The 17,958-nt window shown below is 59.9% G+C and carries 17 protein-coding genes; 5 read left to right on the forward strand and 12 right to left on the reverse strand.

Translation table 11 applies throughout. From position 1 onward, the window contains the following. The first annotated feature begins 313 nt into the window (after positions 1-313). From P5706_RS00270 to P5706_RS00290, 5 genes are all read left to right on the forward strand, one after another. A complete protein-coding gene (locus tag P5706_RS00270) occupies positions 314-604 on the forward strand; it encodes a hypothetical protein (RefSeq protein ID WP_285678275.1) in 291 nt (96 codons plus the stop codon). A gap of 78 nt (positions 605-682) precedes the next feature. Continuing rightward, positions 683-847: a DUF1328 domain-containing protein gene (locus tag P5706_RS00275; protein ID WP_003170804.1), complete on the forward strand. Its 165-nt coding sequence runs from the start codon at positions 683-685 to the stop codon at positions 845-847. Between the two features lie 2 nt (positions 848-849). Next, positions 850-1,317 (forward strand): inhibitor of vertebrate lysozyme family protein, encoded by a 468-nt coding sequence (locus P5706_RS00280; protein WP_200430952.1) that lies wholly within the window; start codon positions 850-852, stop codon positions 1,315-1,317. Between the two features lie 729 nt (positions 1,318-2,046). Next, positions 2,047-3,378: a glutamate/aspartate:proton symporter GltP gene (gene gltP, locus P5706_RS00285; RefSeq protein ID WP_200430951.1), complete on the forward strand. Its 1,332-nt coding sequence runs from the start codon at positions 2,047-2,049 to the stop codon at positions 3,376-3,378. Between the two features lie 98 nt (positions 3,379-3,476). Further along, positions 3,477-4,706, forward strand: coding sequence for a spore maturation protein (locus tag P5706_RS00290; RefSeq protein ID WP_200430950.1), 1,230 nt, complete (start codon positions 3,477-3,479; stop codon positions 4,704-4,706). 86 nt (positions 4,707-4,792) lie between these two features. Here the strand turns inward: P5706_RS00290 and P5706_RS00295 are convergent, their stop codons facing one another. The 12 genes from P5706_RS00295 to P5706_RS00350 form a co-directional block, all read right to left on the reverse strand. Beyond that, complete coding sequence (locus P5706_RS00295) at positions 4,793-5,452, reverse strand: ABC-type transport auxiliary lipoprotein family protein (protein ID WP_285678276.1); 660 nt, start codon at positions 5,450-5,452, stop codon at positions 4,793-4,795. Further along, a complete protein-coding gene (locus P5706_RS00300; protein WP_200430948.1) occupies positions 5,449-6,387 on the reverse strand; it encodes an MlaD family protein in 939 nt (312 codons plus the stop codon). Before P5706_RS00300 ends, P5706_RS00295 begins: the two co-directional genes overlap by 4 nt. Position 6,388: 1 nt before the next feature. After that, positions 6,389-7,192, reverse strand: coding sequence for an ABC transporter ATP-binding protein (locus P5706_RS00305; protein ID WP_017139076.1), 804 nt, complete (start codon positions 7,190-7,192; stop codon positions 6,389-6,391). Continuing rightward, positions 7,189-8,337 carry an ABC transporter permease gene (locus P5706_RS00310; RefSeq protein WP_200430947.1) on the reverse strand — a complete coding sequence of 383 codons (1,149 nt, stop codon included), beginning with the start codon at positions 8,335-8,337 and terminating at the stop codon, positions 7,189-7,191. The genes P5706_RS00305 and P5706_RS00310 overlap by 4 nt, the downstream gene beginning before the upstream one ends. A gap of 54 nt (positions 8,338-8,391) precedes the next feature. Next, positions 8,392-9,423: a DUF5924 family protein gene (locus P5706_RS00315; protein ID WP_200430946.1), complete on the reverse strand. Its 1,032-nt coding sequence runs from the start codon at positions 9,421-9,423 to the stop codon at positions 8,392-8,394. Between the two features lie 70 nt (positions 9,424-9,493). After that, entirely contained in the window at positions 9,494-10,876 is a 1,383-nt protein-coding gene (locus P5706_RS00320; RefSeq protein WP_285678278.1) for a M16 family metallopeptidase, read from the reverse strand. Between the two features lie 58 nt (positions 10,877-10,934). Beyond that, entirely contained in the window at positions 10,935-12,593 is a 1,659-nt protein-coding gene (locus P5706_RS00325; RefSeq protein WP_285678279.1) for a Na/Pi cotransporter family protein, read from the reverse strand. Positions 12,594-12,882: 289 nt separating this feature from the next. After that, entirely contained in the window at positions 12,883-13,650 is a 768-nt protein-coding gene (locus P5706_RS00330) for a TerC family protein (RefSeq protein ID WP_017139071.1), read from the reverse strand. A gap of 65 nt (positions 13,651-13,715) precedes the next feature. Continuing rightward, positions 13,716-15,023 carry a CitMHS family transporter gene (locus P5706_RS00335; protein WP_138813127.1) on the reverse strand — a complete coding sequence of 436 codons (1,308 nt, stop codon included), beginning with the start codon at positions 15,021-15,023 and terminating at the stop codon, positions 13,716-13,718. A 256-nt stretch (positions 15,024-15,279) separates the two neighbouring features. Beyond that, a complete protein-coding gene (locus P5706_RS00340) occupies positions 15,280-17,241 on the reverse strand; it encodes a DUF7844 domain-containing protein (RefSeq protein ID WP_285678280.1) in 1,962 nt (653 codons plus the stop codon). Then, positions 17,238-17,558: a DUF2388 domain-containing protein gene (locus P5706_RS00345; RefSeq protein WP_285678281.1), complete on the reverse strand. Its 321-nt coding sequence runs from the start codon at positions 17,556-17,558 to the stop codon at positions 17,238-17,240. The genes P5706_RS00340 and P5706_RS00345 overlap by 4 nt, the downstream gene beginning before the upstream one ends. A 39-nt stretch (positions 17,559-17,597) precedes the next feature. Next, positions 17,598-17,906: a DUF2388 domain-containing protein gene (locus P5706_RS00350; RefSeq protein ID WP_200430940.1), complete on the reverse strand. Its 309-nt coding sequence runs from the start codon at positions 17,904-17,906 to the stop codon at positions 17,598-17,600. Positions 17,907-17,958: the final 52 nt, after the last annotated feature.

Consider the following 17,958-nt stretch of genomic DNA (forward strand, 5'->3'; position numbering starts at 1 on the left):
GTTTATTCTGATTCATAAAAGGCATCTTCGCGCAGGTATCTTCACGTTCTCCTACAAAGACGCTGATTGATGGCGTTTTCATGCCTCCTTGCCACTTCGGCAACGCCCGCAGCGGTTTCGATCCGTTGACCCGACCACTGACCATCGTGCATTTCGCACGGCCTGCAAAGGGGCATCGTGCAGGATGCTGTTCGATACTGTCTTGGTATATCTATAACCTATTGATTTAATTGAGTTTTATTTTGTAAAAAAACTGGCATGCACTCTGCAATAGCTCTCCCAACGAATAATCAGAATGCGGGAGAAATGCAGCATGACTCGCCAAAGCCTCAGCCGACTACGTGTATCGCCACTGCGCTTGCAGCAAGGTCTGTTTGCCAGCCTGGCGTTGATGGTCACGTTGATTGCCGGCCAGCAGATGCAGCATTGGCAGCAAAGTCAGCAGCAAACCGCGCAATTCGAACGTCCGTCGATGACCCAAACCCATTTCCGTTCCGTTGGCAGCGCCAGCGTTACGACTGATGTAACCGCCCCGCAATTGAGAGTGGCAGACCAGGATTCAACCCTGGGTGAATTGCCAACCCAAGAGCGCTGGGTGTTCTAAGCAAGAAAAGGTCGCTTGTGTTGAGCGGCTGCACGGCACTACCGCTGTTACCCCTATAAAAGCGTAAGGAGAATCACCATGTTGAGTTGGGCAATCACATTTCTGATCATCGCCATTGTGGCTGCAGTCCTGGGCTTCGGTGGTATCGCGGGCACCGCCACGGGTATCGCAAAAATTCTGTTTGTGGTTTTCCTGGTGATGTTCATCGCTTCGTTCTTCTTTGGTCGTCGCGGCCGAGGCTGAATATGACCCATTTGTCCTTTAAAGCCATGGCTGCCGCCCTGCTCTTGGGCGGCAGCGGCCTGGTGATGGCCGCTAATGACGGCCAATCCCGAGCCAACGAATTGCTCAGTGCGGACAAGCAGTACCGCGAAACCTGGCAAAGCGTGGTGAAGAAAGAACAGCGCCTGCCGGAATGGGTGATGAACCTGTCCGGTACGGCCGATCAAATGAATGCCGTGGAAGAAGATGGCGACAAGTACTTGGTGGGGCCGCTCTGTGAAACCGCAGATACGTGCCTGAACAAGCGCCTGATCGTGGCCTTCAGCCTCGACAAGGAAGATGCCTACGCCATGTTGGTGGAAGTCCCGGCCGGTTTGCCGGCAGACAAGTCCCCGACGCGGCACGCCGATTACCGTTTTATCGGTAAGCCGAACGAAGGCATGCAAAAGCTGCTGATGGAGCAGCTTAAGAAAGATCCGAATTGGTACTAGGTTCCGTCTGACGCGTCTGTCGTCTGCGGGGCCGGCGTCCATAGAAAGAAGCCCTTCGCTTCTTTCTGTCTGCATCGCCCGCCAAGGGTGATGCATGACCAGGGGGCCGGGTTGCTCTGATCAATCGAGATCGGCGTGACCTACGGGTACAGGGAGTGCCTGCGCAAGGGCCGGGTCAGGTGAAAAGCTGCGACGCAAGTTCACAAGCCCTCACGCTTGCTGAACTTGCGACGGGCTTATCACTCTGATGCTCCGCGTCTTATACAGCTCATAGCCGATAATCTCTCTTTTGCGCATTCCCAACCATTACTTGGTGTTTCGTGGCGACCATCTATCGAGAAAATTTTGGCTCTGCCATAGGACATTTCTGACGCCAGGTCAGTGAATTCCCAGGCATTTTTGCCAACCCATATAAGTCGTCCAACATCTCTGAGCGAGCCGGTATTGGCCGGTTAACGGCATATTCACGGGGTTTAATGGCGGATTTGAACTGACCATTCGGACAGTTAATTTCAAAAAAAGTCATGCCGATTCGGCATAGGGTAGGCGTTTACGGCATTAGACGTCGAACCCTTGCATGGGAATAGTTGCGCCTTTTTTCGCCTGCCAGTAAGCCATTTCGGCCATGCTGCGGTGACCTTCCATGGAGGCAAATGCGCGCACTTTTTCGCTTCCGAGCGTTGCAGGTGGCGCATTTGCCTTAAGTCCACTTGAAGTAAGGGTAATGACATGAAGAAGGCAAAGCTAAGCCTCGCCTGGCAGATCCTCATCGGTTTGGTACTGGGGATCGCAATCGGTGCAGTGCTCAACCATTTCAGTGCTGAAAAAGCCTGGTGGATCAGCAATGTGTTGCAGCCGGCAGGCGATATCTTTATCCGCCTGATCAAGATGATCGTGATCCCGATTGTGATTTCCTCGCTGATTGTCGGCATCGCCGGCGTAGGTGATGCGAAAAAGCTTGGTCGAATCGGCGTCAAAACCATCCTTTACTTCGAAGTGGTCACCACTATCGCCATTGTGGTCGGCCTGTTGCTTGCCAACCTGTTCCACCCGGGCGCCGGCATCGACATGAGTACCCTGGGTACCGTCGATATCTCCAAGTACACCGCCACCGCCGCCGAAGTGCAGCATGAGCATGCGTTCATCGAAACCATCCTCAACCTGATCCCATCGAACATTTTCGCCGCCGTTGCCCGTGGCGACATGCTGCCGATCATCTTCTTCTCGGTGTTGTTCGGACTGGGCTTGTCGAGCCTCAAGCCTGAGCTGCGCGAGCCGCTGGTGACCATGTTCCAGGGCGTGTCCGAGAGCATGTTCAAAGTGACCCACATGATCATGAAGTACGCCCCAATCGGTGTATTTGCCCTGATCGCGGTAACTGTCGCCAACTTCGGCTTTGCTTCCTTGCTGCCGCTGGCCAAGCTGGTGATCCTGGTTTACGTCGCCATCCTGTTCTTCGCCTTTGCGGTACTGGGCCTGATCGCCCGCCTGTTCGGCTTCTCGATTCTCAAGCTGATGCGCATCTTCAAAGATGAACTGGTGCTGGCCTACTCCACCGCCAGCTCCGAAACCGTGTTGCCGCGCGTGATCGAGAAGATGGAAGCCTACGGTGCGCCAAAGGCCATCTGCAGCTTCGTAGTACCGACCGGCTACTCGTTCAACCTCGACGGTTCGACCCTGTACCAGAGCATCGCGGCCATCTTTATCGCCCAGCTGTATGGCATCGACCTGTCGATCGGCCAGCAACTGATGCTGGTACTGACCCTGATGGTTACCTCCAAAGGTATCGCCGGCGTGCCGGGCGTGTCCTTCGTGGTATTGCTGGCTACCCTGGGCAGCGTGGGCATTCCGCTGGAAGGCCTGGCCTTTATCGCCGGTGTCGACCGCGTGATGGACATGGCGCGCACCGCACTCAATGTGATCGGCAACGCCCTGGCCGTTCTGGTCATCTCCCGCTGGGAAGGCATGTACGACGATGCCAAGGGCGAGCGCTACTGGAACTCGCTGCCGCACTGGCGCAGCAAAGAAGCCACACCGACCGCACAAGCTACCCGCGGCTGATAGCACGACTGCTCTGACACAAACCCCGGAAAATTCCGGGGTTTGTCGTTTCTGCCAGCCCCGCTATCATTCGCCCCATCTTTCGGGGGATTCAACTGATGCTCAATGGCCTGTGGCTTGGCTTCTTTGTCGTGGCAATGGTGTCAGCACTGGCGCAATGGCTGGTTGGCGGTAATGCCGGGATTTTTGCGGCGATGGTCGAAAGCATTTTTGCCATGGCCAAACTGTCGGTCGACGTGATGGTGCTGCTGTTCGGCACGTTGACCTTATGGCTGGGCTTTTTGCGCATCGCCGAAAAAGCCGGCATCGTCGACTGGCTGGCCAAGGCGCTTGGCCCGTTGTTTCGCCGCTTGATGCCGGAAGTGCCGGCCGGCCACCCGGCCATCGGCTTGATCACCCTCAACTTCGCCGCCAACGGCCTGGGCCTGGACAACGCCGCCACGCCTATCGGCCTCAAGGCCATGAAGGCGTTGCAGGAACTCAACCCCATCCCCAATACCGCGAGCAATGCGCAGATTCTGTTCCTGGTGCTCAACGCGTCCTCGCTGACGCTGTTGCCGGTGACCATCTTCATGTACCGCGCCCAGCAAGGCGCCGCCGACCCGACGCTGGTGTTCCTGCCAATTCTGCTGGCCACCAGCGCCTCCACGCTGGTGGGCCTGTTGTCGGTGGCTGTCATGCAGCGCCTGCGTTTGTGGGACCCGGTGGTGCTGGCCTATCTGATTCCCGGCGCGTTGGTGCTGGGCGGCTTTATGGCGTTGCTGGCGACCTTGTCCGCCACGGCGCTGGCGGGCTTGTCGTCGATCCTCGGCAACCTGACGCTGTTTGGCTTGATCATGCTGTTTCTGGTGATCGGTGCGTTGCGCAAGGTCAAGGTGTATGAGGCATTTGTCGAAGGCGCCAAAGAAGGTTTCGATGTTGCCAAGAACCTGCTGCCGTATCTGGTGGCGATGCTCTGCGCCGTGGGCGTATTGCGCGCTTCCGGAGCGTTGGACTTTGGCCTGGAAGGCATTCGCCATGTGGTGGCCTGGACGGGCATGGACACGCGCTTTGTCGACGCGTTGCCGACGGCGATGGTCAAGCCGTTCTCAGGTAGCGCGGCGCGGGCGCTGTTGATCGAGACCATGCAGGCCAAGGGCGTGGACAGCTTCCCGGCGTTGGTCGCGGCGACGATCCAGGGCAGTACCGAGACCACCTTTTATGTACTGGCGGTGTACTTTGGTTCGGTGGGCATCCAGCGGGCTCGGCATGCGGTTGGGTGCGCGTTGCTGGCGGAGTTTTCCGGCGTAGTGGCGGCGATTGCGGTGTGCTACTGGTTCTTTGGTTAAGACTTAGGTACCTGTGGCGAGGGAGCTTGCTCCCGCTGGGCCGCGAAGCGGCCCCAACAAAGTTTGGCAGGTGTGTCAGTTAACACTCATGGGCGGGTTTTGGGGCTGCTGCGCAGCCCAGCGGGAGCAAGCTCCCTCGCCACAAAAGCTGTGTTTCCCTGCTGCACCACCCAATCCACCACTTGCTTGTTCAACAGATCTCCCGCCTGCCCAAACGCCGCCACTACCGCCGGCACTTTTGTATCGCCGACCGGCTGCTTCACCTCAAACCGCCGACTGGCAATAATCCGCTGATCACTGCCTCGCACCAGCCGTGCGTCCAGGCGAATCACCACCTCCACCGCACTGCCGTGGTATTCACTCTGAAACGCCTGCAACTGCCCGCCCAGCTCGTAGTCGGCCTGCAGGTTGGTCTCGTCGGTACTCAGCAATGTCACCCGCCCATCGCGCTGGAAACCGTCCATAAACAGATTGCGCAGCAACACCGGCGTCGGGTCGCTCCAGCGTGAGTTCGCGTAGCTGCTGATCAGGTCGCCGTTTGGCACCACGGCAATACGCGGGCTGTCGAGGAACTCGCTGCTCTGCGGCTTGGATACCCGCAGCGACCAGCTCACCGGCGTGCCTTGGGTGCTGGTTTGCGCCGACGCCAGGCGGTACACGTCAGACGGATCGGGCTTGGGCAGGATCGAGCAGGCGCTGATCAGCACCAAGGCCAGCGGGGCGATTACTTGGTAAGCACGCTTCATGGCGTGAACTCCTTGTTCTTGTCGCTGCCCAGCAAGTAACCGCTGGGGTTGGCTTCGAGGCGGCGGGAGATGGCGCGCAGCGAACCGAGGGTTTCGCGCAATTCGCGCACGGCCGGCGCCAGTTCATTGAGGCCCTGCATGCCGCTGTTCACCGAGTCTTTGTTGTTGGTGAGCAAGGTGTTGATGGTCGCGGTGCTTTGCTCCAGCGACTTCATGGCCTGCTCGGCACTGCCGAAGGCTTGTTTGCCTTGGTCGTTGAGCAGGCCGTTGGCATTGCGCATCAACGTGGTGGTTTGTTCCAGCGCGGCGCTGGCCTGCTTGCTCACCTGCATCAACTGTTGCATCACCACCTTGATATCGCCGCGTTGGTCGGCAATGGCGCCGGTGGTTTGTTGCAGGTTATCCAGGGTGTTGCTCAGGCGCTCGACGTTCTCCCGCGAGAACATATGGTTGGCGTTGTGCAGCAGCAGGTTGATGCTGGTCATCAGGTCGTTGCTGTTATTGAGCAGGCGCGCGATGGGGGACGGCGAGGCGATGATTTCCGGCAGGTTGCCGTCCTTGCCCTTGAGTTCCGGGCTTTGCGGCGTACCACCGCTGAGCTGGATGATCGAGGTGCCAGTGATGCCGGTCAGTGCCAGCTTGGCCTGGGTGTCTTCCTTGATCGGCGTTTGGCCAGCCAGGCGGATGCGTGCGAGTACCCGGCGCGGGTCTTTCGGGTCCAGGCGCAGGCTGGTGACATCCCCAACCTTGATCCCGCTGTATTGCACCGAACTGCCCTGGGACAAGCCGCTGACCGCCTCGTTGAACACCACCTCGTATTCCTGGAAGGCGCTGTCGACGCTGGACTTGGCCAGCCACAGGCCGAACAGCATTGCGCCGACCACCACGATCACGCTGAACAGACCGATCATCACATGATGGGCTCGGGTTTCCATGTCATACCTCGTTAAGCGATTGAGCGGCATCCAATGCCGCGCGGCCACGGGGGCCGTGGAAATATTCGTGAATCCAGGCGTCGTCCGTTTCCGAGACAACATCGATGGCATCGGCCACCAGCACTTTCTTCTGCGCCAGCACCGCCACACGGTCGGTGATGGTGTACAGCGTGTCGAGGTCATGGGTGACCAGGAACACGCTCAGGCCCAGCGCATCGCGCAGGGTCAGGATCAGTTGGTCGAATTGCGCCGCACCAATCGGGTCGAGGCCGGCGGTGGGTTCGTCCAGAAACAGAATGTCCGGGTCCAGCGCCAAGGCACGTGCCAGGGCCGCGCGCTTGATCATGCCGCCGGACAGTGACGCCGGGTATTTATCCGCCGCCGACAAAGGCAGCCCCGCCAGGGCTAGCTTGACTGCCGCCAAGTGCTCGGCGTCGCGACGGCTGAGGCCGGCGTGTTCGATCAACGGCAGGGCGACGTTTTCGGTAACCGTCAGCGAGGAAAACAGCGCGCCCTTCTGAAACAGCACGCCAAAGCGCCGTTCCACCAGCGAGCGTTCATGTTCGGACAGATTGGGCAGGTTCTTGCCGAATACCCGCACCTCACCTTCGCTGGGCCGCCGCAGGCCGACAATGCTGCGTAGCAGTACCGACTTGCCGCTGCCGGAGCCGCCGACCACCGCGAGGATCTCGCCTTTGTACAAATCCAGGTCGAGGTTCTCGTGCACGCTCTGGCTGCCAAAGCGATTGCACAGACCGCGCACTTCGATCACCGCCTCAGTGGGCGCACGGTGTAGACGACTCACCAGCCCATCTCCATAAAGAACATCGCGGCGACCGCATCCAGCACGATCACCACAAAGATCGATTGCACCACGCTGGAGGTGGTGTGGGCGCCGACCGATTCGGCGCTGCCGCTGACCTTGAAGCCTTCGAGGCAACCAATCGCCGCGATCAGGAACGCGAAAATCGGCGCTTTTACCATGCCCACCAGAAAGTGCTGCACACCAATGTCCGATTGCAGCAGCGAGAGAAACATCGCCGGCGAAATATCCAGGGCCACGGCACACACCACGCCGCCGCCGACAATCCCCGAGAGCATCGCCAAAAATGTCAGCATCGGCAGCGACACCAGCAATGCCATTACCCGTGGCAGTACCAGCAATTCCATCGGGTCCAGGCCCAGGGTGCGGATCGCGTCGATTTCTTCGTTGGCCTTCATCGAGCCGATTTGTGCGGTAAAGGCACTTGCGGTGCGGCCGGCGATCAGGATGGCCGTAAGCAACACGCCGAATTCACGCAGGAAAGAGAACGCCACTAGGTCCACGGTAAAAATCGTCGCGCCGAAGCTCTTGAGCACGGTGGCGCCGAGGAACGCCACCACGGCGCCCACCAGAAACGTCAGCAGCGCGACGATCGGCGCAGCGTCGAGGCCGGTTTGTTCGATATGCGCGACCATCGGTGTGATGCGCCAGCGCTTGGGACGGAACACGCCACGGGCGAAGGTTTCGAGGATCAGGCCGATAAAGCCCAGCAGTTTCATGCCGTCCTGCCAAACCGTGTCCACAGCTCGGCCGATACGCGCCAGCACTTGGATACCGGCGGCTTCTTCCGGCTCCTTGTCGGGTACGCAGAAATCGTTCAGGGAGCGGTAGACGGTTTTGAGCAGTGCTCGGTCGGCGGTAGACAAGCTGCAATCGGTCTGCTCGGCGGAATGCTCTATGCGCTCCGGGCCCAGCAACTCGACCAGCAGCGAGGCGCCGGCGGTATCCAGGGCGCCGAGGCCATTGAGGTCGATGCGCGCACCGGCGTCGTATTGGCCGTCGAGCTTGTCGCTCAGCTTTTTAAGATTGGCGTAGTGGGCAAGCGTCCAGTCCCCCGTAATCCTGAGTAACGGGGGAGCACTGGAAGTGTCGAGGTGGGCTGCGCCGGCCGTTGTACGAGTGGTCATAAGCTCCGAGCTTGTTTGGCTATCCACAATTGCTACGTAATAGCACGATACGGCCTACTTTGGGTTGTCCGTTTGCGCTGGGTCAGTGACTTTAAAGCGCAGCACACCGATGACTTGCCCGTCCTCCGTCAACACCCGCACCTGCCAGCGGCCCACGGCGTCGGCCGGGAAGTTCTGCTTGTGGGTCCAGGCGCGATAGCCTTCCTTGCGCCCGCCATGGATATCCAGGGCAATGCGGTCGACCTCTTGGCCGTTGAATTTCCACACATGGTAAATCCGCTCATCCAGCCCGCGTGGCGCGTTGATCGCGGTGTACGCGTACAGCCCGCCGCTGCGCAGTTGCGCGGCGGTGACTTCTTTGAGGTCATCGCCCGGTGTGCGGTCTTGCAGCTGGGTGCTGATCGCCACTTCGGTCATCCATAACGTGGCGGGCGGTACCCAGCTGCGCAGGAACCAACCGGCGCAACCAATGGCGGCCGTGACCCCGAGCAGCATCACCCAGCCCTTGATGCTGCGCAGCGGCAAGCTCACTGCCAGGCTCGGGATCGACAACGCCATGGCCACGCCGAGTGCCAACTTGTAACTTTCGGCGGTGGTCAGATGCAGGATGATCGGCAGTGCGGTGAGCAGTGCCGCGAACAAGGTCAGGGTGTGCAGCGCCAGGAACAGCGAGCGCTTGGGTGCCAGCCACTTGTAGTACAGCGGGTCGGTGATCGACACCAGCGCCGCCGCGCCGAGCAGGCCGGTGAACACCGACTGGCCGCTGTTCCAGGCAGTGGTGACAAAAAAGAACGGCAATACGAAGAACAGACTTTCCTGGTGGATCATCTGGGTTGCATAGCGCAGCAGCGGCTCGGGAATTTCGCGCTTGAAGACTTTGGCGAACAGCTGGGTAAAGCTGTTTTCCAGCATCAGCCATAGCCAGCTCACCAGCATGATCACCGCAATCCAACTGGCCATGCCCTGCTGGCGATCCACCAGGATGAAGCTGCCCACACCCGATATGAAACCGCCGAGTGCAATCACCCCGGGATAGCGCTTGATCAGTTCGATAATGCGCTGGATAAGGGGCGGTAGATTTGGCATTGGCGATTCACACTTGGTGTAGGAAAAATCCCAGACAGAATAACGTCTTAGCCCTGTGTTCGGTGTCTCATTACGTGATCCGTTTGCGATAAATACGCACGCCGATCAACACACTGGCGATCAGCGCGAGTACACCGGCACCGATCCAGCTCAGGGCGTCATAGCTCAGCAAGGGTTTTTCGATGCGCCAGTAGCCCGGCTGGTCGAAAACCTGGCGCATGGCCAGGTTTGCCTGTTTTAAGCTCACGGCTTTTATACGTTTGGCCGGGTCGCTGAGATGGCCGTCGGCATAGTCGCCGGCAGCGCTCCAGTAATAGTCGGCCAGCGCGCTGTTGCCCTGCACCGCCCAGGCTTGGCGCGCGATGGCGGCTTGCTGCAAGCGGTTGAAGACGGCCGGGTCGAGGCCGTCCTTGAGCAGTTGCGCCGTGAGGTCCTGCAACACCTGTTCAGCTTCAGGGAGGTTGTCGCGCTCAAGGTCGGCATTCAGGCTGAGGAAGCCGACGCTGCCGAGTACTTCGCGTTCGCTCCAGGGGCCGTAGGACAAGCCGTGCTTGAGACGCAGTTGACGGTACAGCGCCCAGTCGAGGTAGTCCTTGAGCAAGTCGTAGGTTTCATCGTGCTGGTCGTCCAATACCGGTTCAGGGAACAGCCAGTGCAGTTTGGCGCTGTCACCGACCCAGCCGTGGATAAGGTCGCGATGGCTGGCGGCGGTGTGCTGGATCTCCGGCAGTGGCCGGTGCTCAGTGGGCTCGACCGGTTCAAGTTGACCGTAAGTGCGCTCCAGGTACGCCGGAAGCAGTTTGTCGAGGTCGCCGACGATGATCAGCGTCATGTTGTTGGGCGCGTACCAATGTGTGCGCAGGGTTTGCAACTGATCGCGGGTCAGTTGACTGACTTCGGCACGTTCGGCGCATTTGAGCCCCAGTTCGACGGCTAATTGGTTGCTGGCGGTGTGGCCCAGGTCCTGGCGGTCGAGCAAGCGTTGCAGGTGCGAGTAATGGCCGCCGTCTTCGCGTTCGACCACTTGTTTGGCAGCATTGATATTGGCGTCGGTCAGTTCGGTGCGGGTGAGGATCGCCAGCAACAGGTCCAGCACCTTGCGCTGGTTTTGCGCGGGCGCCTCGATCACAAAGGTGGTGTCGGCATTGCTGGTGTAGGCGTTCCATTCGCCGCCGAGGGCTTGCATGCGGTCTTCAAGGTCGCCTTCACCACCGCCGTCGATGCCGCTGAACAATAAATGCTCCAGCAGATGCGGCAGTTCTTTTTCGTCGCAGGGAAAGTCATCCAGGCCTACGCCCACCACCATGCGGATCGCCACGTGCCCACGCTCGGTGCCCGGCTTAAGCAGCAATTGCAGGCCATTGGGCAAGGTGTAGCCTTCGACTTGCAGGCGGTCAAAGGCAAAGGTGTGTGCCGAGCCCATGAGCAGGCAGGCAAGTAACAGGCGACGCATAACAAGCTTCCTGGCGGGTGAGGTCCATTGTTAACTGACTTCACGGGCCATCGTACGTTCAGGGCGAATGAGTGATGTCGGCAATATCTTCGGCGGAGAGTGCACCGGTGTCAGTCGTTTCCAAGACGACATACGCACTGCTGCAAAACAACGAGTTCAGGCGCTTCATGTCGGCAATCAGCTCCAGGTGCAGGGAACTGGTCTCCAGGCTCTGTACGATTTTACGCTGAAGACGGCTGACGTGAGCGTGGGCCAGGCGCCGCTCCTGGGCGCGAAAGCGGCGCTTTTCACGCAGCAGTTGGCGGGCGCTTTCGGGGTCGGCACTGAGGAACACCGACAGGCCCAAGTGTAAGTTGGCAATCAATTGGCTGTGCAGGCCGGTGAGCTCTTCCAGGCCGACTTCGGAGAACTGTCGGCGCTGCGAGGTTTTCTGCTGTTGGACTTTGCGCAGCATGCGTTCGATCAGGTCGCCGGCCAGCTTGAGGTTGATCGACAGCTCGATGATCTCGGCCCAGCGGCGGCTGTCCTGTTCACTGAGGTCTTCGCGGGGCATTTGCGCCAGGTACAGCTTGATCGCGCTGTAGAGGGCCTCGACGTCATCGCTGAGGCTGCGCATTTCCTGGGTAATGGCGGTTTGCTTGCCACGCAGCACTTCGAGCATGGCGGTGAGCATGTTGTCGATCAGGTCACCCAGGCGCAGGGTTTCGCGGGCCGCGTTGGCCAGCGCCAGGCTTGGGGTGGCGAGCGAGGCCAGGTCCAGGTGGCGGGGCCTGGCTTTGCCGTTGGTTTCCTGTTGCTCCGGTAGCAACCAGGCACACAGGCGCGCCATTGGCCCGATGGTGGGCAGCAGGATCAGGCAGCGCGTGGTGTTGTAGAGCACATGGAAGGTGATGACCATGCCTTGGGCGCTGTAGTCCAAACCATCCATCCAGCGTACGAGCGGGTCGAGCACCGGAATGATCAGCAACAGGCCTATCAGCTTGTACAGCAAGCTACCCAGCGCCACTTGGCGGCCGGCGGCGTTCTGCATGTTGGTGCTGAGGAAAGCCAGCACGCCGCTGCCGATGTTGGCGCCGATCACCAGGCCGATGGCCACGTGCAGGCCGATCACACCAGCGCCGGCCAGGGTGGCGGTCAGCAGCACGGCGGCCAGGCTGGAGTACGAAATCATTGCAAACAGCGCGCCGACCAAGGCATCCAGCAAAATATCGCCGGTCAGTGAGGCGAAGATAACTTTGACGCCTTGGGCATGGGTAATCGGCCCGGCCGCTTCGACGATCAGTTGCAGCGCCAGAATGATCAGACCCAGGCCGATACCGACGCGGCCCATCTGCCCTGCCCGCGTCTGTTTGCGCGACAGGAAGAAAATCACCCCAAGAAAAATCAGCAGCGGCGATAGCCAGGACAGGTCGAAGGTCAGCACCCGCGCCATCAATGCAGTACCGACGTCGGCGCCGAGCATGGTCGCCAGCGCCGGCATAAGGCCCATCAAGCCCTGGCCGACAAACGACGTCACCAGCATCGCCGTGGCGTTGCTGCTCTGCACCATGGCCGTCACCAGGATACCGGCGATAAACGCCAGCCAGCGCTTGGACATGTTCTGCCCGATGACTTGGCGCAAGTTGGAACCGTAGACCCGCAAAATGCCGGTACGGACGATGTGCGTGCCCCAGATAAGCAGGGTCACGGCGGAAAGCAGATTGAGCAAGGTCAGCATGCTCGGCCCCCCGTGTGGGTGTGCTCCAAAAAGAGCAAATGAGAATTGCCGCGTGCCGTTCTACGTCTTGTACTTAAGCTGTAGTTGGCGAATGGGCTCTGCGCCAGCATCGCATAGCTAAAGTGGGGATTGAAACAAAACTGTCATGAAGATCGTTCCCACGCTCTGCGTGGGAATGCATCCCGCGACGCTCTGCGTCGCTTTGAGGGCGGACGCGGAGCGTCCTGAGGCGGCATTCCCACGCGGAGCGTGGGAACGATCAACAACGATCAACAGCAGCGGATCAGGTTTATTGACCCGGAATGTCCTTGCGCAGTTTCACAGGATCCTGCTGTTTCTTCTTTTTCGCGATGGCGGTACGCATCTTGATGTTCACCGCTTCTACTGCCAGCGAGAACGCCATGGCGAAGTAGACGTAGCCTTTTGGCACATGCACGTCGAAGGATTCGGCGATCAGCACCGTACCCACCACCAGCAGGAACGACAGCGCGAGCATCTTCAGCGACGGGTGCTTGTCGATGAATTCGCTGATGGTGCCTGCGGCCAGCATCATCACCAGTACGGCTACCACGATCGCAGCGACCATGACCGGCACATGGGAAACCATACCGACCGCAGTGATCACCGAGTCCAGGGAGAACACGATGTCGATGATCGCGATCTGGATGATGGTGTAGATGAACTTGCCACCCTTGCCGCCCGGCTCGTCGTGGGTTTCGTCTTCACCTTCGAGTGCGTGGTACATCTCTTGGGAGCTTTTCCACAGCAGGAACAAGCCACCGAAGAACAGGATCAGGTCGCGACCGGAGATGCCTTGGCCGAAGACCACAAACAGATCGGCGGTGAGTTGCATGACCCAGGTGATCGACAGCAGCAACAGGATTCGCGTGACCATGGCCAGGGCCAGGCCGAAGATCCGGGTGCGCGCCTGCATATGCTTGGGCATGCGGCTGACCAGGATCGAAATCATGATGATGTTATCGATGCCCAGGACGATCTCGAGGGCCGTCAGGGTGAAGAAGGCAATCCAGATTTCCGGATTGGTCAGCCATTCCATGTGTATTCCTTTGAGCAAATGTGAAACCGCGCAAGCTGCAGCGCCGCGCGGTCAGGTCGTTACGATTATAGAGTGCTGAACAGCGGAAAAATCCCCATCAGCAAAGCGGCGAACATTATGCACAGGCACACCAGCACTGCCCACTTGAGGGTAAAGCGTTGGTGATCGCCAAATTCGATACCGGCCAGGGCCACCAGCAAGTAAGTCGAAGGCACCAGCGGGCTGAGCAAGTGCACGGGTTGGCCAACGATGGACGCACGGGCCATTTCCACGGCGGTGATACCGTAATGGCTGGCTGCTTCGGCGAGCACCGGCAGTACGCCGTAGTAAAACGCATCGTTGGACATGAAGAAGGTAAACGGCATGCTCACCAAGGCGGTGATCACCGCCAGGTACGGGCCCAGGGCATCCGGGATAACCGCCAGCAGGCTCTTGGACATGGCGTCGACCATGCCGGTGCCCGACAGGATACCGGTGAAGATACCCGCGGCGAAGATCAAGCCCGTCACTGCCAGCACGCTGCCGGCGTGGGCGGCGATGCGGTCTTTCTGCATTTGCAGGCATGGGTAGTTGACGATCATCGCGATACTGAACGCAACCATGAACAGCACCGGCAGTGGCAACAGGCCGGCAATCAGGGTGCACATCAGTGCGAAAGTCAGTGCGCCGTTGAACCAGATCAGCTTGGGGCGACGGGCGTCCGGGAATTGCGACACGCTGATCTCGCTGTGATCGATCTCGTCGCCCTGCAGGTGCAGCTCACCCAGGCGGGCACGTTCGCGTTTACCGTACATGTAGGCAATCACCAGGATCGCAACAACGCCGACAGCCATGGCCGGGATCATCGGTACGAAAATATCCGAAGGGTCTACATGCAGCGCGCTGGCGGCACGGGCAGTCGGGCCGCCCCACGGCGTCATGTTCATCACGCCACCGGCGAGGATGATCAGGCCGGCCATGATCCGCGGGCTCATGCCGATGCGCTGGTACAGCGGCAGCATGGCGGCCACGCAGATCATGTAAGTGGTGGCGCCGTCACCGTCCAGGGACACCACCAAGGCCAGCACGGCGGTGCCGACCGAGACTTTCAGCGGGTCGCCCTTGACCATCTTGAGGATCTTGCGCACGGCCGGGTCGAACAGGCCGGAGTCGATCATCAGGGCAAAGTAGAGAATGGCGAACATCAGCATCACGCCGGTCGGCGCAAGCTTGGTGATGCCCGCAAGCATCATCGGGCCGATCTCGGGTGCAAAGCCACCAAACAGGGCGAACAGGATTGGCACAATGATCAAGGCAATCAGCGCAGACAGGCGCTTGGTCATGATCAGGTACATGAACGTGATGACCATGGCAAAGCCAAGGAAAGTCAGCATAGGAATACTCCAGGCGTAGTGCGGCTAGGGAATGGCGAACCGGGTTAGGGTCAGCTCAGTACGAAAGGCACGTGGCGTACGGGTGGAGTTGGAGCGAACAGGCGGGTACGAGGGGACATCAGGAATCACCATTGTTGTTGTTTACAGCCGGTCTGTTGCCGGCAGTGGTGGCGATCCTAGACGGGGAAGCTTTCAGCCAGCTTTCGCTGCGTAAGTCAGATGATGGAAGGCTTGTAGGAAATTTCTTTAAGGTGGCTCAAGGCAGCTCCAAACCGCCCGAGGCTTTGTGCAAGGCCCGCAGGTGCTCGCCCATCTGCTTGAGGTTGGCTTCGCAGGCGGCAATCTCGTCGGCGCGCGCAGGGTCGAGCAGCGCCCTCACCTCTCTATCCAGATCGCCGGTCAAGGACTGCAGCTGTTTCTGGCGCTCGGCACTTTCCGATTCCAGGCGTTTGGCTTCCGAAGGTTGCGGCAAGCCGTAGCCGCCGCTGTCGAGCAATTCCGCCGGGCGGCTGAGGAAGCCGCTGTTGGCGAGGATCTGTTGCAGGGTGTTGTTGGCTTTTTCCATGCCGCCGTTTTTCAGCTCACGGGCATTGAGGTAGCGCTGCTTGACTTCGTCCTGGGCCAGCATCAGTTGTTTGCGATAGCTGGCTTGTTCCAGCAGCAGTAGCGCGGCGCTGGTGCGCAGGTCGGCCTGGGTGAACCATTGGCGGCGCTCTGCGGCACTCAGGGACAACCAGTCTTCAACTTGAGTCTGCTTGATCGGCAGGTGTTTGCGCAGCACGTCGAACATTGCCTGGTAGCGCTCGCGGAACGAGTCGAAGTGATAACCCAGGCGCAAGGCTTCGCGTTTGTCATTGAGCACACTGGTATCAGCCAGGCCGCGGGCACTGAGCACCTCGAGCAGGCCGTTGGGGGTGATGTTGTCCAGGCCGGTCAATTGCGGGTTGGCGCTGCCGCTGCGCAGCAGCTTGAGGCTCTCCACCGCGCAGTTGTTGGAGATAAAGAAGTAGTTGCCGTCGTAGCTCCAGTGCATTTCGGCGGCATGTTCGACGGTGTCGTTGATCTCTTGGCGGGTGAGCTTGAGTGGCACCGATGCCAGGCCGCGCAACTCGGTCTTGGTGTATTCGTCGATCACCTGCGCCAGCGGCAGCACAAATAGCCGCGATGGGTACTTGCCCACCAGGCCATCCCAGCTCGAGAGCTGTACGTCACCAACAAATGCGCGGTAGGACAATACCAAGTGCTGGTCCAGGTCCAATCGGCAATCCGGGCCGCGTGGTCGGCCAGGTGCGCAGATCACCAGGCGCAACATGCTGTGGCCCCATCGGCTCACCAGGTTCTGGTTGGCTTCGGCCAACAGGTAGTCGATTTCATACACGCGCTCCGGGTCGATCTGGCCCAGCGGCGTTTTGGCGAAGTCGTTGCCTGCGTTCAGGAATGCGTAGGTCTTGGCGCAGGTGTCTTGCTCGGGCGGTGCCCAGCCGAAGTGTTCCTTGTAATAGCGAAACAGCGCGGGGCGACGGCAGGCGTAGCTCGGGTCGAGGAGGAAATACTCCATGTTGACCGCCACGAACTCCAGCGGGCTGGTGGTTTCGTAGATATCCGGGCTGCGGGCGACCTGGTGGTTGTGCTGCTCGCGCTCGCCGCGACGGCCCACGTATTGGGGCCAGCCGGCAATGTCCAGCAGGCGCGGGTCGTCACTCAGGGTGAAACGACGGTCGTTCTGGCCACGGCATTGATCGGGCAGGCCGATCAGGCCGGTGATGTTGTTCTGGCGGCTGCAGCGTTGGATCAGGCGGCGCTCGTCTGTGGACCACAGGCGGGCACGGTCATAGATGTGGGTCAGTTCATGCAGCACGGTGGCGAGCATTTCGCGGCGCACGGTGCCATGGGGGCGATTGGTCTTCTGGGTAGCGGCGCTGCCGTCGGTAAGGCTGGCGAGCAGGTTGCTGTTGAGGTCAAGTTCGGACACCAGAGAAGCCTGGCCATAGGCGTTTTCAGGCATCTTGTCGGTCCAGCCGACATCAATGCGCCGGTCCAACTGCTCGATAAAGCGCGGCGGCAGAGCGCGCATCGCTTCGTCGAGCAACGCCTGGCTGGCCTGCTGTTCAGCCGGGCTCAAGCCATCGGTCTTGAGCCGCAGTTGCAGGCTGGCCTGGGCTGCGCCTGCACAGAGCAGCACAGTCCCGGCCAGTAGCCAGGCGAACAGGCGCCTCACAGAGCGAGGATAGCTTCGGCGAGGGTCTGGTCACTGGCGTCGCGGGCTTCCGGTACGCGAGTGCGCAGGGTATCGAAGGCTGCTTCCAATTGTGCGCCGCGGATTTCGCCATTGGAGGCGACGAAGCTGGCAGCGTCATCGTGGGCTTCGCACACGACTTTGGAGTCGCGGATAGAGGTAGTGGTGTCCGAGGTGAAATCAATGGTGCGCGCCGAGGCACGCACGATGATGTTACTGGTGGCCTTCAGGGTTTGCGCGTGGGCAACATCGGCCAACAACAGCAGGCCCAAAGCGGCGGCGATCAGCGGGCTACGCATGGAATAACTCCGAAATACAAAGGTAGAAATATACGATGATTATTGGACGAGAATTGCCTGCGCCAGTTCAAGGTCGCTCACATGAAGTTTTGGCTGGGTTCGGCGCAGGTACTCCAGCGCAGATTCCAGACGAGCTCCCCGCCATTGGCCATCAGTGGCGATAAAAGCGGCAGCGTCATCCTGGGCGGCCAGTACCAACTTTCTGTCGAAGGGCGCTGACGTCACCTTGCTGGTGGCGTAGGCACTGATGACGGTGCTCTGGGTGGACACATCAAAGGCCGAAGCCAAGGGTGACCAGCAGGCGGAAAACAACACGGGAACAATCAACAGGCGGTATGAAAAAGCCATGGGACTCGACAACTGAAAGCGAGCGTCAAGGCTAGCGCAACGCCCGGACGAG

The sequence above is a fragment of the Pseudomonas sp. ChxA genome (assembly GCF_030263855.1).
In the GTDB taxonomy this organism is placed as follows: Bacteria; Pseudomonadota; Gammaproteobacteria; order Pseudomonadales; family Pseudomonadaceae; genus Aquipseudomonas; species Aquipseudomonas fluorescens_CB.